This window comes from Rhodovulum sulfidophilum DSM 1374 (assembly GCF_001633165.1).
Taxonomy (GTDB): Bacteria; Pseudomonadota; Alphaproteobacteria; order Rhodobacterales; family Rhodobacteraceae; genus Rhodovulum; species Rhodovulum sulfidophilum.
Window position 1 is genome coordinate 2,329,801 of sequence record NZ_CP015418.1, and the last position, 21,805, is coordinate 2,351,605.

Consider the following 21,805-nt stretch of genomic DNA (forward strand, 5'->3'; position numbering starts at 1 on the left):
TGAGGCGCAGATGGGCAGATCAGCCCGCGAGTGCCTTGTTCAGGTTCTCGTCGATCTTTTCGAGGAAGCCCATGGTGGTCAGCCATTTCTGGTTCGGGCCGACCAGCAGCGCGAGGTCCTTGGTCATGAAGCCCGATTCCACGGTCTCGACCACGGTCCGTTCCAGGGTCTCGGCGAAATGCGCGAGCTGGGCGTTGCCGTCGAGCTTGGCGCGGTGCTTGAGCCCGCCGGTCCAAGCGTAGATCGAGGCGACCGAGTTGGTCGAGGTCTGCTCGCCCTTCTGGTGCTGGCGGTAATGGCGGGTGACGGTGCCATGCGCCGCCTCGGCCTCGACGATCTTGCCGTCGGGGGTCATCAGCTGCGAGGTCATCAGCCCGAGCGAGCCGAAGCCCTGGGCCACGGTATCGGACTGCACGTCGCCATCGTAGTTCTTGCAGGCCCAGACGAAGCCGCCATTCCACTTCATGCAGCAGGCGACCATGTCGTCGATCAGGCGGTGTTCGTAGGTGATGCCGGCCTTCTTGAACCGGTCCTCGAATTCCTGCTCGTAGACCTCCTGGAACAGGTCCTTGAACCGGCCGTCATAGGCCTTGAGGATGGTGTTCTTGGTCGAGAGATAGACCGGCCAGCCGAGGCTGAGGCCGTAATTCATCGAGGCCCGGGCGAAGTCGCGGATCGACTCGTCGAGGTTGTACATGCCCATGGCCACGCCGGCGGCGGGGGCGTCATAGACGACCTTCTCGATTTCCTGGCCGTCCTCGCCGACGAATTTCATCGTCAGCTGGCCCTTGCCGGGGAAGCGGAAGTCGGTCGCGCGGTACTGGTCGCCGAAGGCGTGACGGCCGATCACGATGGGCTTGGTCCAGCCCGGCACAAGCCGCGGCACGTTCTGGCAGATGATCGGCGCGCGGAAGACGACACCGCCAAGGATGTTGCGGATCGTGCCGTTGGGCGATTTCCACATCTGCTTGAGGCCGAATTCCTCGACCCGCGCCTCGTCGGGGGTGATCGTGGCGCATTTCACGCCGACGCCCACTTCCTTGATCTTCTCGGCGGCATCGACGGTGATCTGGTCGTCGGTCCGGTCGCGCTCTTCGATGCCGAGATCGTAATAGAGCAGGTCGAGGTCGAGATAGGGCAGGATCAGCTTCTTCTTGATGAAGTCCCAGATGATCCGGGTCATCTCGTCGCCGTCGAGCTCGACGACCGGGTTGTCGACTTTGATCTTCGTCATGGGCGCCTCTTTTATGGTGCTGGATTCGCGCTTTCGGTTCGGGTGATAGCGCAAAGCGGGTGATGGGGGAAGATAGTATGCAGTTGTATACGAAAACGGCCGTCAGGAATTGACCCTGCGTCATATTCCCGCGGGCACGTCTTGCTCCCGGTCGGTTGCGCGGGCCGCGCGAGGGCGGTCGGGCGCCATCCGCGCGCGGTCGCGGCATGGAAGGCAATGTGGGGGAGGGGCGGGGCCGCCTGTCGCTGTCGTCAGCTGCCGCTCTTTTCGGGTCCGGCCTTCTGGCTGGCGGCCTGTGTCAACCGGCTGTCCATCACGGCGCGGCCTCGGGCCAGCGCCTGACGGATCCGCACCGCGCTGACGAAGGCTTCCTGCGAGACCGGCGAGGAGGCGCCGATTGCCTTCGAGATATCGTCGATCAGCCGGTCATCGCCCAGCCTGGCCGCGGCGTCGAGCGCGTCGCGGGCAAGCTGGTCTGCGAGATCTTCGATGGCCGACATCGGCATCTCCTCAGCGCGTCACCTCGGTCAGGCGACGGCGGACATAGGTCGTGACGTTTTCGATCATCGGATCCATGTGCGGATCCTGGAAGAAGTGATCCGCACCCTCGATTTCCTCATGGGTGACGGTGATGCCCTTCTGCTCGTGCAGCTTGTCGACCAGGGTCTTGGTATCGGCCGGCGGCGCCACGCGGTCGGCGCTGCCATTGATGATCAGCCCCGAGGAGGGGCAGGGCGCCAGGAAGGAGAAATCGTACATGTTGGCGGGCGGGCTGACCGACACGAAGCCGGTGATCTCGGGCCGCCGCATCAGAAGCTGCATGCCGATCCAGGCCCCGAAGGAAAAGCCCGCGACCCAGCAATGCTTGGCATTCTGGTTCATCGATTGCAGGTAATCGAGCGCAGAGGCCGCGTCGGACAGTTCGCCCACACCCTGGTCATATTCGCCCTGGCTGCGGCCGACGCCCCGGAAATTGAACCGGAGCACGGTGAAGCCCATGTTGTGGAAGGCGTAATGCAGGTTGTAGACGACCTTGTTGTTCATCGTGCCCCCGAATTGCGGATGGGGATGAAGCACGATGGCAATCGGGGCGTCGCGGTCTTTTTGGGGATGGTAGCGGCCTTCCAGACGACCTTCGGGTCCGGGAAAGATGACCTCGGGCATGCGTGTCTTCTCATTCGCGGTAGCTTCGATTTCTTGACGAAATCGGACGGGCTACATAGGACAGGATGAACCCGGCATATGCGGGTCGGGGTGCATCCGGAGGTAATCGTCCTCCGGGGCTGCGTCAACTGTTTGCCGGGGGAGCGTCAATGAAACTCAGCACCAAGGGCCGCTATGCCATGGTCGCCCTCGCGGATCTGTCGCTGCAGCCCGAGGACTGTCTGGTCTCGCTGTCGGAGATCTCGAAGCGACAGCATATCTCGCTGCCCTATCTCGAACAGCTCTTCGTCAAGCTGCGCCGGGCCGGGCTGGTGGAATCGGTGCGCGGGCCCGGCGGCGGCTACAAGCTGGCCCGTCCCGCCTCGGAGATCCGGGTCGCGGATGTGCTGGGCGCGGTCGACGAGACCGTCAGCGCCATGCATACCGGGGCGGGCGTTTCGGGCGGCACCTCGGGCACCCGTGCGCAGTCGCTGACCAACCGGCTGTGGGAAGGGCTCAGCGCCCATGTCTACGTGTTCCTGCACCAGACCCGGCTGTCGGACGTGATCAAGAACGATCTCGCGCCCTGTCCGGCGGTTCCGGCGCTGTTCCACGTCGTCGACGACGAATAAGCGCCGCAGACAGGCGCAGATCCGCCCGTTTCCGCGGCCTCTGACCGCCCGGCGGCGCGGCCAGAATAAGGGGAAAGACCATGCCCGGGCGGGTATATCTCGACTGGAACGCCACCGCGCCGCTGCGCCCGGAGGCGCGGGCCGCGATGATCGCGGCGATGGATGCGGTGGGCAATCCGTCCTCGGTCCATGCCGAGGGCCGGGCGGCGCGGGCGCTGGTGGAAAAGGCCCGCGCCCAGATCGCGGCCGCGCTTGGCGCGGAAGGCGCCGAGATCGTGTTCACCTCGGGCGCGAGCGAGGCCGCGGCGCTGGCCTGTTCGGGGCGCTGGCTGCAGGGCTCGGAGATCGAGCATGACGCGGTCGCGGCCTGGCTCGACCCCTGCCTGAGGCCCGATGGCGACGGGCGGGTCGTGCCGCGTGTGCCGGCCCAGAGCGCGCTGCAGCTTGCCAATTCCGAGACCGGGGTGATTCAGGAGATCCCCGAGGGGCTCGCGGTCTGCGACATGACCCAGGGATTCGGAAAACTGCCGGTCGCCTTCAACTGGCTGGGCTGCCAGATGGGTTTGGTCTCTGCCCATAAAATCGGCGGACCGAAGGGGATCGGGGCACTCGTCATGCGCCGGGGTTGCGACATAGAGGCGCAGATTCGCGGGGGAGGTCAGGAACTTGGCCGTCGCGCGGGTACCGAGAACGTGATCGGCATCGCCGGCTTCGGTGCCGCCGCCGAGGCGGCTGCCGCGGATCTTGAGGCTGGAAAATGGGCGGAAATCGCCCAGCTTAGAAGTATTCTAGAAAATCTTATTGCGGAGCGCGCAAATAAGACTATTTTTGTCGGGAAAGACGTTCCGAGATTGCCCAACACCCTGTGTCTCGCCACGCCCGGCTGGAAGGGCGAGACGCAGGTGATGCAGATGGATCTGGCCGGCTTCGCGGTTTCGGCGGGATCGGCCTGTTCCTCGGGCAAGCTCCGTCCCAGCCGCGTGCTGACGGTGATGGGGCTGGGCGACGAGGTGGCGTCGTCGGCGATCCGGGTCTCGATGGGGCCGGGCACGACGGAAGAGGATGTAAGACGCTTTGCCGAAAGCTGGCTTGCGGCAGAGACGAAATTCAGGGCCCGCACCGGCTGACCGTGCCGGGCCCGGGGAACCGGACGGGCCGCTCGGAGGAGCGGGCCAAGACAGAGAGGCGGAAGACCAGGATGGCTGCTTTGGACAAGGCCGACATGAAGAACGTCAAGGAAGGTGTCGACCGGGAAACGGTCGAGGCCGTCCAGTCGATGGCCGGCAAGTACAAGTACGGCTGGGATACCGAGATCGAGATGGACTATGCCCCGATGGGGCTGAGCGAAGAGATCGTGCGCCTGATCTCGGCCAAGAACGAAGAACCGGAATGGATGACCGAGTGGCGGCTCGAGGCCTTCCGCCGCTGGCAGAAGATGGAAGAGCCCGACTGGGCGATGGTCGACTATCCCGAGATCGACTTCCAGAAACAGTATTACTATGCCCGGCCCAAGAGCATGGCGGAAAAGCCGAAATCGCTCGACGAGGTCGATCCCAAGCTGCTTGAGACCTACCAGAAGCTGGGCATTCCGCTGAAGGAACAGATGATCCTCGCGGGTGTCGAGGGCGCCGAGGCCGCGCCCGCCGAGGGCCGCAAGGTCGCGGTCGACGCGGTGTTCGACTCGGTCTCGGTCGGCACCACCTTCCAGAAGGAACTGGAATCGGCGGGGGTGATCTTCTGCTCGATCTCGGAGGCGATCCGCAACCACCCCGAGCTGGTTAAGAAGTATCTGGGCTCGGTCGTGCCGCAATCCGACAACTTCTACGCCACGCTCAATTCGGCGGTGTTCTCGGACGGCTCCTTTGTCTACGTGCCGCCGGGCGTGCGCTGCCCGATGGAGCTGTCGACCTATTTCCGGATCAATGCCGAGAATACCGGCCAGTTCGAACGCACGCTGATCATCGCCGACAAGGAGGCCTATGTCTCCTATCTGGAAGGCTGCACCGCGCCCCAGCGCGACATCGCCCAGCTGCATGCGGCGGTGGTCGAGATCGTCATCCTCGACGATGCCGAGGTGAAATACTCGACCGTGCAGAACTGGTTCCCCGGCGACGAGGACGGCAAGGGCGGGATCTACAACTTCGTGACCAAGCGCGCCGATTGCCGGGGGCCGCGGTCGAAAGTGATGTGGACCCAGGTCGAGACCGGCTCGGCCGTGACCTGGAAATACCCCTCCTGCATCCTGCGCGGCGATGACAGCCAGGGCGAGTTCTACTCGATCGCCATCACCAATAACTGGCAGCAGGCCGATACCGGCACCAAGATGGTGCATCTGGGCAAGAACACGCGTTCGCGGATCGTCTCGAAGGGGATCTCGGCTGGCCATGCCCAGAACACCTATCGCGGCCTCGTCAGCATGCATCCGAAGGCCAAGAACAGCCGCAATTATACCCAGTGCGACAGTCTGCTGATCGGCGACAAGTGCGGGGCGCATACGGTACCCTATATCGAGGTCCGCAACAATTCCTCGCGGGTCGAGCACGAGGCCACCACCTCGAAGGTGGATGACGACCAGCTGTTCTACTGCCGCTCGCGGGGGATGGACGAGGAAGAGGCCGTCGCCCTGGTGATCAACGGGTTCTGCAAGGAAGTGCTGCAGGCGCTGCCGATGGAATTCGCGATGGAGGCGCAGCAGCTGGTGGCGATCAGCCTGGAAGGATCGGTCGGGTGAGCATGCCGAAGACGATGGCGGCCCCGGGCGCGGGGCGCGGGGCAGGACGCCATCCGCCCGAGCTTGCGCGCGGCCCGGGGGCGCGGCTGCGGCGGCTGTCTCTGCCCTCGATCCCGGGACATGGCGGGCGGCTGGTCCTGACCACGCGGATGCGGCTTCTCATCATCGCCCAGGGGCTGATCTTCTACGCCTCGCTGCAGGACGAGGAGACCATCGACTGGCTCGGGACGCTGGTGCCGCTGTCGAAGGCGCAGGCGGCGCTGGCCGAGGGGCTGTTCGGGCTCGTGCTGTTCCTGCTCTGGGGGCTGTGCATGATCGCCTGGATGCGCGTTTTCACTCAGGATCGCCGCGACGCGGATCTTCGCGACCGGGGCCCTGGCGACCAGGTCCTTGGCGACAGGGGCCTTCGCGATCAGGACCGTTGCGACAAGGACCGGCGCGACAAGGAGGACCGGACATGATCGTCACCACCACGCCCTCGGTCGAGGGGCACAGCATCCTCTCCTATCACGGCGTCGTCGTCGGCGAGGCGATCCTGGGCGCCAATGTGTTCCGCGACATCTTCGCGGGCATCACAGACATCATCGGCGGCCGATCGGGCGCCTACGAGGCCTCGCTGGGCGAGGCGCGCGAGACCGCGCTTGCGGAATTGCAGCAGAGGGCGCGGGCCGCAGGCGGCAATGCCGTGGTCGGCGTCGATCTGGATTATGAAGTCATCAACAACATGCTGATGGTGTCGGCCTCGGGCACGGCCGTCACACTGAGCTAAGGGATATCGACATGCTGGAAATCAAGAATCTGCGGGCCTCTCTCGAGGAAGAGGACAAGGAGATCCTGAAGGGCGTGAATCTGTCCGTCGGGGCGGGCGAGGTGCATGCGATCATGGGGCCGAACGGTTCGGGCAAGTCGACGCTGTCCTATGTGCTGTCGGGCAAGGGCGGCTATGAGGTGACCGAGGGCGCGGCGACGCTGAACGGGGTCGATCTGCTGGCGATGGAAGCCGAAGAGCGCGCCGCCGCCGGGCTGTTCCTTGCGTTCCAGTACCCGGTCGAGATCCCGGGCGTGGGCAACATGACCTTCCTCAGGACCGCCGTGAACGCCCAGCGCAAGGCCCGCGGCCAGGAGGAGATGGACGCCGCCACCTTCCTCAAGGAGGTCCGTGCCAAGGCCAAGGAGCTGAAGATCGACGCCGAGATGCTGAAACGCCCGGTCAACATGGGCTTTTCGGGCGGCGAGAAGAAGCGCAACGAGATCCTGCAGATGGCGATGCTGGAGCCGAAGATGTGCATCCTCGACGAGACCGACTCGGGGCTCGATGTCGATGCGATGAAGCTGGTCTCGGATGGTGTGAACGCGCTGCGCGCGCCCGACCGGGGCTTTCTGGTGATCACCCACTATCAGCGGCTGCTCGACCATATCGTGCCGGATGTGGTGCACATCATGGCCAATGGCCGGATCATCAAGTCGGGGGGTGCCGATCTGGCGCTCGAGGTCGAGCATAACGGCTATGCCGACATCCTGGCGGAGGTCGCGTGATGGGACTGCCGCAGGCGAAACTGACCGCGACCGAGGCGCGGCTGGCCGCGCTGGCGATGCCGGTCCAGGCCGGCTGGACCCGGCCCCTGCGCGAGGCGGCGCTTGCCCGGGTGCAGCAGATGGGCCTGCCGGGGCGCCGCGACGAATACTGGCGCTTCACCCGCCCCGACGAGCTGAACTCGGCCGCGCCGGTTCCCGCGGGCGTGCGCCCGCCCGCCGAGAACGCGACCTTCGAGGAGCTCGACCGCGTCCGCATCGTCTTCGTCGACGGGGTGTTCGACCCCGAGGCCTCGGACGATCCGGCGCAGGCCGGGCTCGAGATCTCCCGCCTGGCCGAGGCCGAGGGGCAGGACCTGTCCTGGGCGGCCGATCTTTACGGCACGCTCGAGGCCCGCGGCCAGACCCCGGTGCCGCGCCCGCTGGCGGCGCTGAACACCGCCTTTGCCACCGATGGCGTGCTGATCCGTGCGACCGGCCGGGTCGGGAAGCCGGTGAACCTGGTCTACCGCCATTGCGACGAGACCTCGGATGCGATCCTGCATCACGTGATCCGGGTCGAGTCGGGTGCCGATCTGACGGTGCTGGAAACCGGTCCGGCGGCAGCGCGGTTCAACAAGGTGATGGAGGTCGACGTGGCCGATGGCGGCGCCTTCCATCATGTGCGCAGCCAGGGCCGCGACCATGACCGCCGCGCCGCGACCCATATCTTCGCGCGGCTGGGCGAGGAAAGCATCTTCAAGTCCTTCACCCTGACCATGAACGGCGCGCTGACCCGCAACGAGGTGGTGATCGAGCTTGTCGGCGACGAGGGCGTGGCCCATGTCGCGGGCGCCTGCATGGGCGATGGCGCGTTTCACCATGACGATACCGTCTTCATCACCCATGACGCGGTGAATTGCGAAAGCCGTCAGGTGTTCAAGAAGGTGCTGCGCAAGGGCGCGACCGGCGTCTTCCAGGGCAAGATCCTGGTGAAGGAGGGGGCGCAGAAAACCGACGGCTACCAGATCTCGCAATCGCTGCTGCTGGACGAAGAGGCGAATTTCCTCGCCAAGCCCGAGCTCGAGATCTATGCCGATGACGTGGCCTGTTCGCATGGCTCGACCTCCGGCGCGATCGACGAGGATGCGCTGTTCTACCTGCGCTCGCGCGGGGTGCCGAAGGCCGAGGCGCAGGACATGATGGTCCTGTCCTTCCTGGCCGAGGCCATCGAGGAGATCGAATCCGAGGCGGTGCGCGACGAGGTTTCGGCCAGTCTCGCTGCCTGGCTCGAGCGGCACCGGAGGTAGCATGGCGGTCACCACCGAAATGGTCGCGACGTGGCGCGGACCGCGCGCCGCGTTGCGGCGGCAGTTGCGGATGGGACAACGCGAGGATCGCGCGCTGGTCTATCTGATGATCGCCTGCCTCATCATCTTCGTCGGCCAATGGCCGCGGCTGGCCCGCGAGGCCTATATGTCGCCCGAGATCCCGCTCGAAGCCCTGCTTGGCGCCGCGCTGTTCGGCTGGATGGCGCTGGCGCCGCTGTTCTTCTACGGGCTGGCGGCGCTGAGCCATCTGATCGCCCGGGCCCTCGGCGGCAAGGGAAGCTGGTTCAGCGCGCGGCTGGCGCTGTTCTGGACGCTCTTGTGCGTCTCGCCGCTATGGCTCTTGCACGGTCTGGTTGCGGGCTTCATCGGCGGCGGTGCGGCGCTGATGCTGGTCTCGACCGTTCTTGCGGTTGCCTTTCTGGCGATTTGGCTCTTGTCTCTGGTCGAGGCCGAGGCGTAGGCCCGTGGCCGACGAGACGCAGGATAGCCCGATCATGACACATTTCAGACCTTCTCTGCTGTCGCTGGTTCGCGACACCGTCACCGACCCGCGCGGCAGCGCCGGGCGGGTGTTGTCGCTGGCCCCGCCGCGCGCCGTGCTGTGGGAGGCTCTGGGTCTGGTGGTGATCCTCAGCGTGCTGCTGACCGAGCTGGGCGAGCTGATCAGCCCGGCGCCGGTCGATCCGATGATGCCGGCCTTCATGCATTACCCGCTGGCTGCGGCGGCGGTTCAGGGGCTGCTGCTGATTGTCACCGTGCATGCCATTGCCGTGATCGGCCGGGTCTTCGGCGGCACCGGCGATCTGGACGGCGCGCTGGCGCTGACGGTCTGGCTGCAATTCGTCATGGTGTGCCTGCAGGTGGTGCAACTGGTCCTGCTGGTCGTGCTGCCGCCCGCCGCGGGCCTTCTGGGTATTTTCGGCATCGGCCTTTTCTTCTGGCTTCTCAGCCATTTCGTTGCCGTTCTTCACGGATTTCCCTCGGTCATGAAGACCTTCGGCATGATCCTTTTCTCGATGATCGGGATCGTGTTCGGAATGAGCCTTATCCTGTCGATCCTCGGCATTACACTCACCGGAGCCATGCCCGATGTATGACGTGAACGCGATCCGCGCCGACTTTCCCATCCTGTCGCGTCAGGTCAACGGCAAGCCGCTGGTCTATCTCGACAACGGCGCCTCGGCCCAGAAGCCGCAAGTCGTGATCGACGCGGTGACGCAGGCCTATGCGATGGAATATGCCAACGTCCATCGAGGGCTGCACACGCTCTCGACCATCGCGACCGAGAAATACGAGGCCGTGCGCGGCACCATCGCGCGCTTCCTGGGCGCCGCCGATCCGGACGAGATCGTCTTCACCTCGGGCACGACCGAGGGCATCAACCTCGTGTCCTATTCCTGGGCCGCGCCGCGGCTTCAGCCCGGCGACGAGATCGTGCTGTCGGTGATGGAGCATCATGCCAATATCGTGCCCTGGCATTTCCTGCGCGAGCGCCAGGGCGCGGTGCTGAAATGGGTCGATGTCGATGCCGGCGGCAATCTCGATCCGCAGGCGGTGATCGATGCCATCGGACCCAGGACGAAGCTGGTCGCCGTCACCCAGATGTCGAACGTTCTGGGCACCGTGGTCGATGTCGCGGCCATCGTGAAGGGCGCGCATGACAAGGGCGTGCCGGTGCTGGTCGACGGCTCGCAGGGCGCGGTGCACCAGCCCGTCAATGTCGATGCGCTGGGGGCCGATTTCTACGCCATCACCGGGCACAAGCTGTATGGGCCCTCGGGGTCGGGCGCGATCCATATCCGCAAGGAGCGGCTGGCCGAGATGCGTCCCTTCATGGGCGGCGGCGACATGATCCGCGAGGTCCGCAGGGACGGCATCACCTATGCCGATGCGCCGATGAAGTTCGAGGCGGGCACCCCCGGTATCGTCCAGCAGATCGGTCTGGGCGTGGCGCTCGACTACATGATGGGCGTCGGCATGGATAATATCGCGGCCCATGAGAAGGCGATCACCGCCTATGCCATGGACCGGCTTGCCGGGCTCAACTGGCTGCAGGTGCAGGGCAAGGCCGACCATCGCGGCGCGATCTTCTCCTTCACGCTGGAAGGGCCGGCGCATCCGCATGACATCTCGACCGTGCTCGACAAGAAGGGCGTCGCGGTCCGCGCCGGGCATCATTGCGCGGGGCCGCTGATGGAGCATCTGGGGCTGAGCGCGACCTGCCGTGCCTCCTTCGCGATGTACAACACCACCGACGAGGTCGACCGGCTGATCGAGGCGCTGGAACTCTGCCACGACCTCTTCGCCTGAGCCTCCGGCCCGTCGCCTGAGCCTTCGGCCCGGGCGGCGCCGATCCTCATCCCGATCCGGCCCGTTTGCGACCTGCCCGTCGCGGACGGGCCTTTTCATTTGTGGTTCCCGGGCTGCGTGCCGGTTTGACGCAGTGCCAGCAACGGATCCCTGGGCGAAACTTTCTTGCGACAAGAACGAGGCCGCGAGACCGGCCCGAGAAGGAGATCCCCCATGCCAGGCGTCCGTTTCTTCAGTGGCGAGACCGTCCCGCTCGAGATGCACAAGGTCCGCGTCGTCCAGAAGCTGACCCTGCCCGATATCGAGGCGCGCCTCGCGGCGATCACCGCGGCGGGCAACAACACGTTCCTCTTGCAGAACAGGGACGTGTTCATGGACATGCTGACCGATAGCGGCGTCAATGCCATGAGCGACCGGCAGGTCGCGGCGATGATGGTGGCCGATGACAGCTATGCCGGATCGGCGACCTATACCCGGCTGGAAACCCGGCTGCGCGAGATTTTCGGGATGGAGTTCATCCTGCCGGCCCACCAGGGCCGGGCCTGCGAGAACATCGTGTCGCAGGTGATGGTGACGCCGGGCTCGATCGTGCCGATGAACTACCACTTCACCACCACCAAGGCGCATATCGTGCTGAACGGCGGCAGCGTCGAGGAGATCATCCATGCCCGTGGGCTCGAGGTCACCTCGGACGAGCCGTTCAAGGGCGACATGGATGTCGCGGCGCTGGAACGGCTGGTGGCCGAACATGGCGCCGAGCGCATCGCCTTCGTCCGGGTCGAGGCGGGCACCAACCTGATCGGCGGCCAGCCGGTCTCGCTGGCGAACCTGCAGGAGGTGCGCGCGGCCTGCGACCGGCACGGGCTGACGCTGGTCTATGATGCAAGCCTGATGGCCGACAACCTCTACTTCCTCAAGACCCGCGAGGCCGCCTGCCGCGATCTGTCGATCCGCGAGATCACCCGCAAGATCGCCGATCTCTGCGACGTGATCTATTTCTCGGCCCGCAAGCTCGGCTGTGCCCGGGGCGGCGCGATCTGCGTCCGGGACGAGGCGCTTTACAACCGGATGCGGGGGCTGGTGCCGCTTTACGAGGGCTTCCTGACCTATGGCGGCATGTCGGTGCGCGAGATCGAGGCGCTGACCGTCGGGCTCGACGAGACCATGGACGAGGACATGATCTCGCAGGGGCCGCAATTCATCGCCTACATGGTTGACGAGCTTGACCGCCGCGGCATTCCGGTGATCACGCCGGCGGGCGGGCTTGGCTGTCATATCGACGCGATGCGCTTTCTCGATCACGTGCCGCAGCCGCAATATTCGGCGGGCGCGCTGGCTTCGGCGCTTTACATCGCCTCGGGCGTGCGCGGGATGGAGCGGGGCACCATGTCCGAGCAGCGTGCCCCCGACGGCACCGAGCCGCTGGCCAATATGGAGCTGGTACGGCTGGCGATGCCGCGCCGGGTCTTCACCCTGTCGCAGGTCAAATACGCCATCGACCGGATCGACTGGCTCTGGCAGAACCGCAGGCTGGTGGGCGGGCTCACCTTCGTCGAGGAACCCGAGATCCTGCGCTTCTTCTACGGCCGTCTGGCGCCGGTCTCGGACTGGCAGCAGAAGCTGGTGGCGAAGTTCAGGGCCGATTTCGGCGACAGCCTCTGAGCGGGCTCCGGCGTCGGTCCGCCGCAAAACCGGGGTCCGGCGCGATGCGCGATGCGGCAGGGCTGCCGGGGCTCCGGCGGCGCGCCTGAGCGGGCAGGGCGGTTCGCAGGCGGAAGGGCAGGGGGCGTCCGCTCGGTTGCGACGGCTCTGAAGCCTTGCCCCTGACGGGACAAGGCTGTCAGGGCCGGGGCCCGCCCTTGCCCGCGGCGCGCGGGGGCGTCAAAGTCGGGCCGCCAGCAGGGAGGAGCCAATGCAGCGTATCACGATCACCATCGAGGACGAGCTTTTGCAGGCGCTCGACGCCGTCATGGAGCGCTCGGGCGCGTCGAACCGCTCGGAGGCGTTGCGCGATCTGATCCGGCGCGGTCTGGCCAAGGACGCCCCGGAAGAGGCCGAATGCGTGGGGGTCGTGACCTATGCGCTCGACCCCGCGCAGCGCGATCTGGGGCGGCTGGTGCCCGAGAGCCGCCAGCAGCACCATGACGCGGCCATCGCGGCGCTGTCGGTGCCGCTCGATCATCATGCCGCGGTCGAGGTGGCGGTGATGCGGGGGACGGTGGGCTCGGTCCAGGCCTATGCCAACAGCCTCTTTCTGCAACGCGGCGTGCGGCATGGCCGGACCACGCTGATCCCGGTCCGGACCGAGGTCGAGTTCCACCTGCATGGCGAACGGGCCCATACCCACGATCATCTCCGGGTGCTGGACCGGTTCTGAGCCGGGAACCCCAGCGGGCCGTGGGCGCTCGCTTGTGCTGTGCCTTGCGCGGTGGTGACAGGCACTCTCCCGGCGTGCTTCAGAGGGTTTGTTGTCCCTCTCGGTTCCGGTGTCTTTGTCAGCAGCCCATGCCGGGGGCCCTTCGTTTCGCCAGCGCAGGCACGAGTTGGTTCCCGACGAGACTGCGGCGCTGAACCGCCCCGGGGGCTCCCGATCCGGTTCGAGCCCGAGACGGCCGGCCTGCCGGAAAGACCGCCAAAGTCGGAAAGCCCAAGCCATTTACAGACCGTGCTGTCCGGCTCTGCCTCGCACTGAAGCGGATTTTTGGGCCTCCACCCCGAAAAGGGGGCCGATCAGAGGGCGGATCGAGAGGGGTGGGTTCGCCCCCGGCCGTTCGGTTGCGCCAGCCCGTCGCGGCTCTTCCCGCCATAGCCATTGCCGGTCCCGGCGCGATGTGACGTCCGGCACTGTATCAGCCCCGCTATTGGTCCCGTATCGGGACACCGGCGATGCCGGGGCGCGATCACGCCGGAGCGCAGGGACGAAGGTTGGCCGCCCGGGACCGATTCCGGGGCCGGGAGGTCGCATGCCGTCCCGAACTGACGAAACGACGCCTGCGCCTTGCGGCCGAGGCTTGCGGGAAGGCCTGTCGTATCAGGACCTGTCGCATCGATCCTGCGATCCGGCCGCATCGCACCGATGTGACCGAACTGATCGGGCCATGCTGCTGCGGCGCATCTTCGCGGCCCGTCTTCGGGGGCGGGACCGACGCAAGGCTTCGTCCGCCGGGGAGGTCCGGATCCCGGTCGGCTGCGCTGTCGCGCGGTTGCCATGGCGGCGCATGGCCCGAAGGGATGAGCCTTCACGCTGCCGGGTCTGTCAGGCTGCTGCTGTGGTCAAGGACGTCGTCCTCCCGGCCGAGATCTTCGATCAGGATGAACCGCTCCCAAATGATCTGCATATCGGGGGAGAACCCTCCATTGCGCTTGAAATAACTGCCATGACCTTTCCGCCAGGCGTCAAGGCTGTCGTCCTCGCCTTCTGCCAGGGCCATCGCTTCGGTCACCTCGTCGAAGCGGCACTGAACCAGCTCGACGGTTTCGATGGCCAGGGCAGGCGTTCCGTCCCAGTTCAGCGCAATGTCCCGCCGCCCGATCGTTGGCATCGGCTCACCGTTCTGAATATCCCGCAAGGCGCTGCAGGTCGCCGTTTTCTTCCCCGAGCGTACCAGCGAAAGAAGGGCTTCGGATGAGGCGGCGCTGTCTCCAAACCTGAACGCCTTGGCCGCTGGATAGCGTTGTTTCAGCGCTGTGGAAATCTTGAACATACCGCCTCTGTCCCTCCTGGCTTCCAGAGCCTTACATGATGTTGCACGGCCTTTGTCCTGATCGAAGGGGTAATCCCCCTATTTTGGCGGGGGCTTGGTCGTAGAATTCATGCGGCCATGTTCAGTTTCTGGATGGGCGTCATGCCGCCGTTGCCTATGTACAGGCGCTCACTGTTGTAGAGCCAGAGCCACTCGGTTGCAATCTGCCGCACCTCTTCGATGGTTTCGGAGAGATGTCGGTCCAGCCACTCATGCCGGCCTGTCCGGTTGCCGCTGTCGACCTCGGCCTTCTTGCCCCACGCATTCAGGGTCTGGGGCGCACAGCCGATCTTCGCGGAAATCGACATGACTGCCTGCCAGCGCGATCCATGCTGATGCGCCTGCCCCATCGTGCCGGAAGCCCGGAGGCACCAGGCGATACGTTTCGCCCTTGACACCCCTTGCGCAGACTTATGCTTCCGTTTGCGCATTCATCTGCTTTCTCTGTCTCAGTCAGAGAAAGCAGATGAATGCGCAAAATCAATCACTTCCGATTCGGCACAAAGAATCCATAAACATTTTCAATAACTTGCCAGGCGCGATTTCCAGGTTGAAAGTATAAGCCTGCGCAGAAATCAAAAACCTGCGCAACTTCAGAGGGTTAGCTCATGCCGGCATCCGGACGCCAGCATCCAGGCATGAAAAAACCCGCGCCGAAGCGCGGGTTTCTCGAAGACTGAATTGTCCTGGAGGGTCAGGTGCCGATGGCAGCCCGGAACGGCTTGTCCCTCCGGAACATCCTCTCGTAGCTGTCATGGGTGAACGGCGTTGCCAGCTGGTTCATTCCGGTTTTCTCACACCAGGCCGCCACGAAATCCGACCACTCAACCACCCCTTCCCTCCTGGCAACGGCAAGCGCTACGGCATCGACGACCATGTCGATGACCAGGCCCCACCGGAATGCGCCGGCAGTCGCAAGGCGGTGCAGGAAATCTCCCGTCGGCAGGCTGGCGTCGACATCGAGCCCCGCGCTGATGGCGTAGCTCCCGACGATTTCGTTGAGGGTTTCGTAGTCCTGTGCCGGATGCCCGGGCGCACTGCTCAAATCGATTTCCTGGAACTCGATCCTGGTCATTAGCCGATCGAGTTGTGGCTCGCGTTCCACATAGTCTCCCAGTTCCGGAACACCCGAAAGGATCAACATGAGGGGCCAGTCGTGTGACTTCATCAGGGTCTTGAACGCATCCAGGACGCTCAGAACCTCGGCATCCGACTTGCCACGCATGATATGCTGGGCTTCATCATAATAGATGCCGATGACGCCCTGGAGCTTGGCCTGCTTGATGACCAGATCCCAGATCTCAAACTGGGTTTTGCGCGCCTTGTTCGTAATCGGATAGCCCAAGGCGTGAAGCGTCTTGCGGCCGAGATCCTTCCAGCTCCCCTTGGCGGCTCAAGGAGGTCGCGAAGACCCGTTTGAGCATGACGATCTTCAAGGATCAATCGCTCGAAGAAGCCATTGAGATCATGGAGAACGCCACGGCATCCAATCCCAGCCTGCGTGTTCTTCATGAGGAGAACCTGAGCGAAGCCATGCAGCGCCGCGCAACCGAATCCGGGTTCTTCCCGGATTCTCGTGATCCCCTGAGCTACCAGAAAATCGAGCAGCTCAGGCGTCGCGCTGACAAGCTTCACCAAAGCGATCGCCCTCTCAGTCCAGTGGCGTCAACAAGCGCAGGTTGCGCGCCGTCTAAGCGGACCCATCCGAGATCTTATGGCCGGTCCGAGCGCCTCACTGGACCTGCTGCCTGGAGGAATGACTAAAAAGCCGAGTGAAGGTGGGAGGCATCCCAGCCCTTCGAAACAGACCTTGGCTGCCCCATGTGGTCTCATCATCCGCAATTTGATCCCGATCTACACGAGAGGGTGGGACATCAACATATGGAGAAGGCGCCCAGCGGGCGCCCTATTTGTTGATCAAAGATTGTCTTCGCGGGATCCTTGCCCCGATTCCGAGATAACTTTGCCCTGATTTACAAAGATCAGTGCGTCCAGGCACCGCGGCGGGTGACCGAGAAGTTCTCGGCATAGCCCATCGGACGCACGTTCGGGGCGCGTTTCTTCGGGCGCAGGACAACGGTCTCGATCCCGTGGCGGCGGGCGTACTCCTCGGCGGCCTCGCGGGTCTCGAAACGCAGACGCACCTGAGACTGGGTGTCGTCCGAACTGGTCCAGCCCATCAGCGGATCGAGCTCGCGCGGGCTTTGCGGGCCGAAATCCAGCACCCAGTGATGGGTCTTGGCCTGTCCCGACTGCATCGCGGTCCTGGCGGGCTGATAGATACGGGCGCGCATGGCTTGTCTCCCTTCCGGGTTCTGGCGTTTGTGATGTTATGGGGGCTCGCGCGGTCGCGCGCAAGGGCCGCATACCACAGGATACCGCCGCGCCCCCCCTTGAACGTGCTGCGCGGCGGGACAAGTCTGGGGCAAGCACACTCCCGGGAATCGCCCTCATGCCCCAATCGACCGAGCCTCATGCGCCTGGTGGCGCCGCCATCGCCATTCCTCCGCGCGAGAAGCTGGAAGGCGGCAAGCGCTTCGTCATGCATTCGGATTTCGCCCCCGCGGGCGACCAGCCCACGGCCATCGCCGAACTGGCCGCCGGGGTCCGGCAGGGAGACCGCGACCAGGTGCTGTTGGGCGCAACCGGCACCGGCAAGACCTTCACCATGGCCAAGGTGATCGAGGAAACCCAGCGCCCGGCGATCATCCTCGCCCCCAACAAGACGCTGGCGGCCCAGCTTTACGGCGAGTTCAAGGGCTTCTTCCCCGAGAATGCCGTCGAGTATTTCGTCAGCTATTACGACTACTACCAGCCCGAGGCCTATGTGCCGCGCTCGGATACCTATATCGAGAAGGAAAGCCAGATCAACGAGCAGATCGACCGGATGCGCCACTCGGCCACCCGGGCGCTGCTGGAACGCGACGACGTCATCATCGTGGCCTCGGTCTCCTGCATCTACGGTCTCGGGTCGCCCGAGCTCTACATGGCCATGACGCTCGATCTGGAGGCGGGCAAGACCTATGACCAGCGCCAGATCATGGCCGATCTGGTGCAACAGCAATACCGCCGCAACGATGCCGCCTTCGATCGCGGGTCGTTCCGGGTGCGCGGCGACAGCCTCGAGATCTGGCCCGCCCACCTTGAGGATCGCGCCTGGAAACTGTCGTTTTTCGGCGATGAGCTGGAAAGCATCACCGAATTCGACCCGTTGACCGGCAAGAAGACCGACGGTTTCGACAAGGTCCGTGTCTACGCCAATTCCCACTACGTTACCCCCAAGCCGACGATCCGGCAGGCGATCACCGGGATCAGGAAAGAGCTGAAGCAACGGCTGGCCCAGTTGACCGACGAGGGCAAGCTGCTCGAGGCCCAGCGGCTGGAACAGCGCACGCAGTTCGATCTGGAGATGCTGGAGGCCTCGGGGTTCTGCAACGGCATCGAGAACTATTCGCGCTATCTGACGGGCCGTGCGCCGGGCGAGCCGCCGCCGACGCTGTTCGAGTTCATCCCCGACAATGCCATCGTCTTCGCCGATGAATCGCATGTTTCGGTGCCGCAGATCGGCGGCATGTACCGGGGCGACTACCGGCGCAAGTTCACGCTGGCCGAGCACGGTTTTCGGCTGCCCTCCTGCATGGACAACCGCCCGCTCAAGTTCGAGGAATGGGACGCGATGCGACCGCAATCGGTCTTCGTCTCGGCCACGCCCAGCGCCTGGGAGATGGAACAGACCGGCGGCGTCTTCACCGAACAGGTGATCCGGCCGACCGGGCTTCTGGATCCGCAGGTCGAGATCCGGCCCGTCGAGATGCAGGTCGACGACCTGCTCGACGAGGTCCGCAAGATGGCCGCCAACGGGTTCCGCACGCTCTGCACCACGCTGACCAAGCGCATGGCCGAGGATCTGACCGAATACCTGCACGAACAGGGCATCCGGGTGCGCTACATGCATTCCGACATCGACACCATCGAACGCATCGAGATCCTGCGCGACCTGCGGCTGGGGGCCTTCGATGTGCTGGTCGGCATCAACCTTCTGCGCGAGGGGCTGGATATTCCCGAATGCGGGCTGGTCGCGATCCTCGATGCCGACAAGGAAGGCTTCCTGCGCTCGGAAACCTCGCTGATCCAGACCATCGGCCGGGCGGCGCGGAATGCCGAGGGCCGGGTCATCATGTATGCCGACCGCATCACCGGATCGATGGAGCGGGCTCTGCGCGAGACCGAGCGGCGGCGCGAGAAACAGATCGCCTATAACGAGGCGCATGGCATCACGCCCGAGACGGTGAAGAAGAATGTCGATGACATCCTGGCCGGGCTCTATCAGGGCGATACCGACATGTCCCGCGTCACCGCGACGGTCGAGAAGCCGATGCATGGCGGCAATCTCGAGGCGCATCTCGACGGGCTCAGGACCAGCATGCGCAAGGCCGCCGAGAACCTCGAATTCGAGGAAGCCGCCCGGCTGCGCGACGAGATCAAGCGGCTGGAGGCGGTCGATCTGGCCATCGCCGACGACCCGCTGGCACGGCAATCGGCGGTCGAAGAGGCGGTCGAGGCCTCGGCCCGGTCCAAGGGCCGTTCGAGCGCGGGGCGCGCGGGCCAGCGGGGCGGAACGCGTCGCCGGCATTCGTGAGGCCCGGTATCCTGAGGCGACTGGCTGCGGAGGTCTCCGGATGATCATGTACCAGGTCGACGCTTTCGCCGAGGAGGTCCTGTCCGGAAATCCGGCGGCGGTGCTGCTCTTGCCGGACTGGCTGGACGAGGCGCTGATGCAGGCGATTGCGCGCGAGAACAATCTGGCCGAGACCGCCTTTGCGGTAGCCCGCGCCGAAGGCGGCTGGGAGCTGAGATGGTTTACGCCGACGCAGGAGGTCGATTTCTGCGGCCATGCCACGCTGGCGACCGCGCATGTGCTGATCGCCCATGAGGGGCAGGCGGCGCCGCTGAGCTTTCATACCCGGGTCGGCGTTTTGCATGTGACCCAAGGGCCATCCGGTTATCGGCTCGATCTGCCCCGGCTCGATCCGGAGCCGCTGGACGCCTTGCCCGCAGAGGTCGCGGCACAGTTCCCGGGCGGGGTGATCGCGGCGTTCCGGAATTTCGAGAATGTTTTCGTCGAGCTCGATGGGGCGGACAGGGTCCGCGATTTCGTTCCCGATCTGGCTGCGATTGCCCGGCTCGGGCCGGTCGGTCTGGTGATCACGGGGCGCGAAGGGCCGGGAGGCCGTGCCGATTTCGTGTCGCGCTATTTCGTGCCCGGTGCCGGTATTCCCGAAGATCCGGTCACCGGGTCCATTCACGCCACCCTCACGCCCTATTGGGCGGCGCGGCTGGGGCGGTCCCGGCTGACGGCCTATCAGGCCTCGGCACGTGGCGGATGGCTGGACTGCGAACTGACCGGGACCCGGGTGATGGTCGCGGGGGCTGCCGTCACCTTCATGAAGGCCGAGATATCCCTTCCCGGCGCAGAGCGGTTTCGCGCGTGACCGGGGCAGGGCGGGCCGCCTGCCGCCCAGCCCTTCGTATTCAGAGGCGGCCGCGTTCCGGCCGCCCGAAGAGGCGCAGATCGCGGGCGCCGACGTCCATAATGGCCGCGCGCTCCACCGGCCCTGCGGGCGCGGCCGGTCCGGGGCGGATCCGCACGGTCATGGCCGAAACGCCGGGCCTTGCCGCCGGGGTTTGTCCTGAACCAGCACAACGCCTTGAGCCTGTCTCACATGCTGGGGTGATCGGACCAGAGCGCGTGGAAGTGATGCACCGGCCCGTGACCATGGCCGACATCGAGCGCCTCGCTCGCCGTCAGCGCGTCGTGAAGATATGTCTTGGCCGCGCCCACGGCCTCGACCATGTCACGCCCGGGCAAGAGCGCGGCAATCGCCGAGGACAGCGTGCAGCCGGTGCCATGGTCGTTCTTCGTGACAAGGCGCGGGGCCGCGAAGGGGGTGACGCCGCCGGGGCCTGCCAGCAGGTCGGTGCTCTCGGCACTGTCCGCGAGATGGCCGCCCTTCAGCAGGACCCATTCCGGCCCCAGGGCCAGCAGCTCGGGCAGGGCGGCCTGCATCGCCTCGGCCGTCCAGTCGTCGCCGCGCCCGAGCAGCACCGCCGCCTCGGGCAGGTTCGGGGTCATGATCCTGGCCAGCGGCAGGAGCCGTTCGCGCACCGCCGCGACCGCCTCGGGCGCCAGCAGCGCGTGACCGCTCTTGGCGACCATGACCGGGTCGAGCACGATGTTCTTGACCGCGTGGTGACGCAGCCGGTCCGCGACGGCCTCTGCGATCGCGGCATTCGCAATCATGCCGATCTTGACCGCGTCGATCCGGACATCGTCGAGCACGGCGTCGATCTGCTCGGCCACGAAGCCGGGTTCGAGGGCGACGAAGGATCTGACGCCCTGGGTGTTCTGCGCGACGACGGCGGTGATGGCAGAACAGGAATAGGCGCCAAGTGCCGAGAAAGTCTTGATATCTGCCTGGATGCCGGCGCCGCCGGAAGGGTCGGTGCCGGCGATTGTGAGGATATTGGCGATCATGATTGCATCTCCTGCATCAGCATGGCGGCCTGCGCCGCGACCTCGGCCACATCGAGGCTGAGGGCAAGCCCGGTATCGGCAAGCGTGTCGAGGTCGACCCAGCGCGCCTCGAGCGCATCGTCGCCGGCGACGGGGGTGCCGGCCGTCCAGCGGCACAATATGGCGATCAGGATGAAATGGCGGCGCAGCGCGCCCGAGGCCTCGTGATCGAAGGCATCCACCGCGGTGAAGACGCGGAGCGGTTCGGCGGAAATGCCGGTCTCTTCGGTCAGCTCTCTCAGGGCGGCCTCGGTCAATGTCTCGCCGCGGTCGATCTTGCCGCCGGGAAAGCCCCAGAGCCCGGCATCGGGTGGGTTGGCGCGGCGGACCAGAAGGACCTGTCTCGCGCGGATGACCACCGCGATGGCCGCGGGGATGGGACGTTCGGGGATGCTGTGGGAGGGCAAGGCCGCCTCATATGCTGCGGCCGGCAAGGGCAAGAAAGCGTCTCGGTCCTGTCCCTTCGCCGGCATGATCCGGATCAGGTTCGAAGGGTCACTGCGCTGCGCCGGGCCATCGTGACGGCCGTGCCTGCAGACTCTCAGCCCCATGCCGGGGCACCCCTAGGTGAGGCCGAGCCTATCAGGATAAGCGG

23 protein-coding genes, 1 pseudogene and 1 riboswitch are annotated in these 21,805 nt (G+C 65.3%); of the genes and pseudogenes, 15 read left to right on the plus strand and 9 right to left on the minus strand.

Annotated features, from left to right (window positions below):
• Positions 1–19 precede the first annotated feature (19 nt).
• The 3 genes from A6W98_RS11005 to A6W98_RS11015 form a co-directional block, all read right to left on the minus strand.
• Positions 20–1,234, minus strand: coding sequence for an NADP-dependent isocitrate dehydrogenase (locus tag A6W98_RS11005; RefSeq protein WP_042461437.1), 1,215 nt, complete (start codon positions 1,232–1,234; stop codon positions 20–22).
• A 251-nt stretch (positions 1,235–1,485) separates the two neighbouring features.
• Positions 1,486–1,734 (minus strand): hypothetical protein, encoded by a 249-nt coding sequence (locus A6W98_RS11010; protein WP_042461440.1) that lies wholly within the window; start codon positions 1,732–1,734, stop codon positions 1,486–1,488.
• A gap of 10 nt (positions 1,735–1,744) precedes the next feature.
• A complete protein-coding gene (locus A6W98_RS11015) occupies positions 1,745–2,398 on the minus strand; it encodes an alpha/beta hydrolase (protein WP_042461443.1) in 654 nt (217 codons plus the stop codon).
• A gap of 149 nt (positions 2,399–2,547) precedes the next feature.
• Here A6W98_RS11015 and iscR point away from each other — a divergent pair, with 149 nt between their 5' ends.
• The 12 genes from iscR (at position 2,548) to nikR (ending at position 13,270) form a co-directional block, all read left to right on the plus strand.
• Positions 2,548–3,009, plus strand: coding sequence for a Fe-S cluster assembly transcriptional regulator IscR (gene iscR, locus A6W98_RS11020; RefSeq protein ID WP_042461446.1), 462 nt, complete (start codon positions 2,548–2,550; stop codon positions 3,007–3,009).
• Between the two features lie 80 nt (positions 3,010–3,089).
• Positions 3,090–4,136, plus strand: a complete 1,047-nt coding sequence (locus tag A6W98_RS11025) for a cysteine desulfurase family protein (RefSeq protein ID WP_042461450.1) — start codon at positions 3,090–3,092, stop codon at positions 4,134–4,136.
• Between the two features lie 71 nt (positions 4,137–4,207).
• Positions 4,208–5,740: a Fe-S cluster assembly protein SufB gene (sufB, locus tag A6W98_RS11030; RefSeq protein ID WP_042461452.1), complete on the plus strand. Its 1,533-nt coding sequence runs from the start codon at positions 4,208–4,210 to the stop codon at positions 5,738–5,740.
• Positions 5,737–6,201 carry a hypothetical protein gene (locus A6W98_RS11035; protein WP_155734778.1) on the plus strand — a complete coding sequence of 155 codons (465 nt, stop codon included), beginning with the start codon at positions 5,737–5,739 and terminating at the stop codon, positions 6,199–6,201. The genes sufB and A6W98_RS11035 overlap by 4 nt, the downstream gene beginning before the upstream one ends.
• Positions 6,198–6,509 (plus strand): heavy metal-binding domain-containing protein, encoded by a 312-nt coding sequence (locus tag A6W98_RS11040; protein ID WP_042461457.1) that lies wholly within the window; start codon positions 6,198–6,200, stop codon positions 6,507–6,509. Before A6W98_RS11035 ends, A6W98_RS11040 begins: the two co-directional genes overlap by 4 nt.
• A gap of 11 nt (positions 6,510–6,520) precedes the next feature.
• Positions 6,521–7,276 (plus strand): Fe-S cluster assembly ATPase SufC, encoded by a 756-nt coding sequence (gene sufC / locus A6W98_RS11045; protein ID WP_042461460.1) that lies wholly within the window; start codon positions 6,521–6,523, stop codon positions 7,274–7,276.
• A complete protein-coding gene (gene sufD / locus A6W98_RS11050) occupies positions 7,276–8,562 on the plus strand; it encodes a Fe-S cluster assembly protein SufD (RefSeq protein WP_042461463.1) in 1,287 nt (428 codons plus the stop codon). The genes sufC and sufD overlap by 1 nt, the downstream gene beginning before the upstream one ends.
• Before the next feature lies 1 nt (position 8,563).
• A complete protein-coding gene (locus A6W98_RS11055; protein ID WP_042461466.1) occupies positions 8,564–9,043 on the plus strand; it encodes a hypothetical protein in 480 nt (159 codons plus the stop codon).
• A gap of 34 nt (positions 9,044–9,077) precedes the next feature.
• Positions 9,078–9,680, plus strand: coding sequence for a YIP1 family protein (locus A6W98_RS11060; RefSeq protein ID WP_042461469.1), 603 nt, complete (start codon positions 9,078–9,080; stop codon positions 9,678–9,680).
• Positions 9,673–10,893 carry a cysteine desulfurase gene (locus A6W98_RS11065; protein ID WP_042461471.1) on the plus strand — a complete coding sequence of 407 codons (1,221 nt, stop codon included), beginning with the start codon at positions 9,673–9,675 and terminating at the stop codon, positions 10,891–10,893. The genes A6W98_RS11060 and A6W98_RS11065 overlap by 8 nt, the downstream gene beginning before the upstream one ends.
• 213 nt (positions 10,894–11,106) lie before the next feature.
• Positions 11,107–12,555 carry a tryptophanase gene (locus A6W98_RS11070; protein ID WP_042461475.1) on the plus strand — a complete coding sequence of 483 codons (1,449 nt, stop codon included), beginning with the start codon at positions 11,107–11,109 and terminating at the stop codon, positions 12,553–12,555.
• Between the two features lie 250 nt (positions 12,556–12,805).
• Positions 12,806–13,270 (plus strand): nickel-responsive transcriptional regulator NikR, encoded by a 465-nt coding sequence (nikR, locus tag A6W98_RS11075; RefSeq protein ID WP_042461477.1) that lies wholly within the window; start codon positions 12,806–12,808, stop codon positions 13,268–13,270.
• 862 nt (positions 13,271–14,132) lie between these two features.
• Here nikR and A6W98_RS11080 read toward each other — a convergent pair.
• From A6W98_RS11080 to A6W98_RS11090, 3 genes and pseudogenes are all read right to left on the minus strand, one after another.
• Positions 14,133–14,597, minus strand: coding sequence for an ASCH domain-containing protein (locus A6W98_RS11080; protein WP_042461479.1), 465 nt, complete (start codon positions 14,595–14,597; stop codon positions 14,133–14,135).
• Between the two features lie 107 nt (positions 14,598–14,704).
• Positions 14,705–14,878, minus strand: a pseudogene (locus tag A6W98_RS21955) (integrase core domain-containing protein); the annotation flags it as partial.
• Between the two features lie 452 nt (positions 14,879–15,330).
• Positions 15,331–15,981, minus strand: coding sequence for a hypothetical protein (locus tag A6W98_RS11090; protein WP_231098262.1), 651 nt, complete (start codon positions 15,979–15,981; stop codon positions 15,331–15,333).
• A gap of 77 nt (positions 15,982–16,058) precedes the next feature.
• Here A6W98_RS11090 and A6W98_RS21070 point away from each other — a divergent pair, with 77 nt between their 5' ends.
• Positions 16,059–16,400 (plus strand): hypothetical protein, encoded by a 342-nt coding sequence (locus A6W98_RS21070; protein WP_155734779.1) that lies wholly within the window; start codon positions 16,059–16,061, stop codon positions 16,398–16,400.
• Between the two features lie 218 nt (positions 16,401–16,618).
• Here the strand turns inward: A6W98_RS21070 and A6W98_RS11095 are convergent, their stop codons facing one another.
• Complete coding sequence (locus A6W98_RS11095) at positions 16,619–16,930, minus strand: ETC complex I subunit (RefSeq protein WP_042461483.1); 312 nt, start codon at positions 16,928–16,930, stop codon at positions 16,619–16,621.
• A gap of 158 nt (positions 16,931–17,088) precedes the next feature.
• Between A6W98_RS11095 and uvrB the strand changes: the two genes are divergently transcribed.
• Together uvrB and A6W98_RS11105 are read left to right on the plus strand one after the other, a co-directional pair.
• Entirely contained in the window at positions 17,089–19,275 is a 2,187-nt protein-coding gene (gene uvrB / locus A6W98_RS11100) for an excinuclease ABC subunit UvrB (protein ID WP_042461485.1), read from the plus strand.
• Positions 19,276–19,315: 40 nt separating this feature from the next.
• The gene (locus A6W98_RS11105) at positions 19,316–20,128 is read left to right on the plus strand and encodes a PhzF family phenazine biosynthesis protein (RefSeq protein ID WP_042461488.1); all 813 of its coding nucleotides are present in this window, start codon (positions 19,316–19,318) and stop codon (positions 20,126–20,128) included.
• Between the two features lie 227 nt (positions 20,129–20,355).
• Here the strand turns inward: A6W98_RS11105 and thiD are convergent, their stop codons facing one another.
• Together thiD and A6W98_RS11115 are read right to left on the minus strand one after the other, a co-directional pair.
• Positions 20,356–21,171, minus strand: a complete 816-nt coding sequence (thiD, locus tag A6W98_RS11110) for a bifunctional hydroxymethylpyrimidine kinase/phosphomethylpyrimidine kinase (protein WP_042461491.1) — start codon at positions 21,169–21,171, stop codon at positions 20,356–20,358.
• Positions 21,168–21,617 carry an NUDIX hydrolase gene (locus A6W98_RS11115; RefSeq protein WP_042464952.1) on the minus strand — a complete coding sequence of 150 codons (450 nt, stop codon included), beginning with the start codon at positions 21,615–21,617 and terminating at the stop codon, positions 21,168–21,170. Before A6W98_RS11115 ends, thiD begins: the two co-directional genes overlap by 4 nt.
• Before the next feature lie 33 nt (positions 21,618–21,650).
• Positions 21,651–21,785: riboswitch (TPP riboswitch) on the minus strand.
• Positions 21,786–21,805 lie beyond the last annotated feature (20 nt).

Bases quoted from the DNA above. Each gene is read 5' to 3' on its own strand.
- A6W98_RS11005 (WP_042461437.1), bottom strand. From the start codon at position 1,234: ATGACGAAGATCAAAGTCGACAACCCGGTCGTCGAGCTCGACGGCGAC.
- A6W98_RS11010 (WP_042461440.1), bottom strand. From the start codon at position 1,734: ATGTCGGCCATCGAAGATCTCGCAGACCAGCTTGCCCGCGACGCGCTC.
- A6W98_RS11015 (WP_042461443.1), bottom strand. From the start codon at position 2,398: ATGCCCGAGGTCATCTTTCCCGGACCCGAAGGTCGTCTGGAAGGCCGC.
- iscR (WP_042461446.1), top strand. From the start codon at position 2,548: ATGAAACTCAGCACCAAGGGCCGCTATGCCATGGTCGCCCTCGCGGAT.
- A6W98_RS11025 (WP_042461450.1), top strand. From the start codon at position 3,090: ATGCCCGGGCGGGTATATCTCGACTGGAACGCCACCGCGCCGCTGCGC.
- sufB (WP_042461452.1), top strand. From the start codon at position 4,208: ATGGCTGCTTTGGACAAGGCCGACATGAAGAACGTCAAGGAAGGTGTC.
- A6W98_RS11040 (WP_042461457.1), top strand. From the start codon at position 6,198: ATGATCGTCACCACCACGCCCTCGGTCGAGGGGCACAGCATCCTCTCC.
- sufC (WP_042461460.1), top strand. From the start codon at position 6,521: ATGCTGGAAATCAAGAATCTGCGGGCCTCTCTCGAGGAAGAGGACAAG.
- sufD (WP_042461463.1), top strand. From the start codon at position 7,276: ATGGGACTGCCGCAGGCGAAACTGACCGCGACCGAGGCGCGGCTGGCC.
- A6W98_RS11055 (WP_042461466.1), top strand. From the start codon at position 8,564: ATGGCGGTCACCACCGAAATGGTCGCGACGTGGCGCGGACCGCGCGCC.
- A6W98_RS11060 (WP_042461469.1), top strand. From the start codon at position 9,078: ATGACACATTTCAGACCTTCTCTGCTGTCGCTGGTTCGCGACACCGTC.
- A6W98_RS11065 (WP_042461471.1), top strand. From the start codon at position 9,673: ATGTATGACGTGAACGCGATCCGCGCCGACTTTCCCATCCTGTCGCGT.
- A6W98_RS11070 (WP_042461475.1), top strand. From the start codon at position 11,107: ATGCCAGGCGTCCGTTTCTTCAGTGGCGAGACCGTCCCGCTCGAGATG.
- nikR (WP_042461477.1), top strand. From the start codon at position 12,806: ATGCAGCGTATCACGATCACCATCGAGGACGAGCTTTTGCAGGCGCTC.
- A6W98_RS11080 (WP_042461479.1), bottom strand. From the start codon at position 14,597: ATGTTCAAGATTTCCACAGCGCTGAAACAACGCTATCCAGCGGCCAAG.
- A6W98_RS21070 (WP_155734779.1), top strand. From the start codon at position 16,059: ATGACGATCTTCAAGGATCAATCGCTCGAAGAAGCCATTGAGATCATG.
- A6W98_RS11095 (WP_042461483.1), bottom strand. From the start codon at position 16,930: ATGCGCGCCCGTATCTATCAGCCCGCCAGGACCGCGATGCAGTCGGGA.
- uvrB (WP_042461485.1), top strand. From the start codon at position 17,089: ATGCCCCAATCGACCGAGCCTCATGCGCCTGGTGGCGCCGCCATCGCC.
- A6W98_RS11105 (WP_042461488.1), top strand. From the start codon at position 19,316: ATGATCATGTACCAGGTCGACGCTTTCGCCGAGGAGGTCCTGTCCGGA.
- thiD (WP_042461491.1), bottom strand. From the start codon at position 21,171: ATGATCGCCAATATCCTCACAATCGCCGGCACCGACCCTTCCGGCGGC.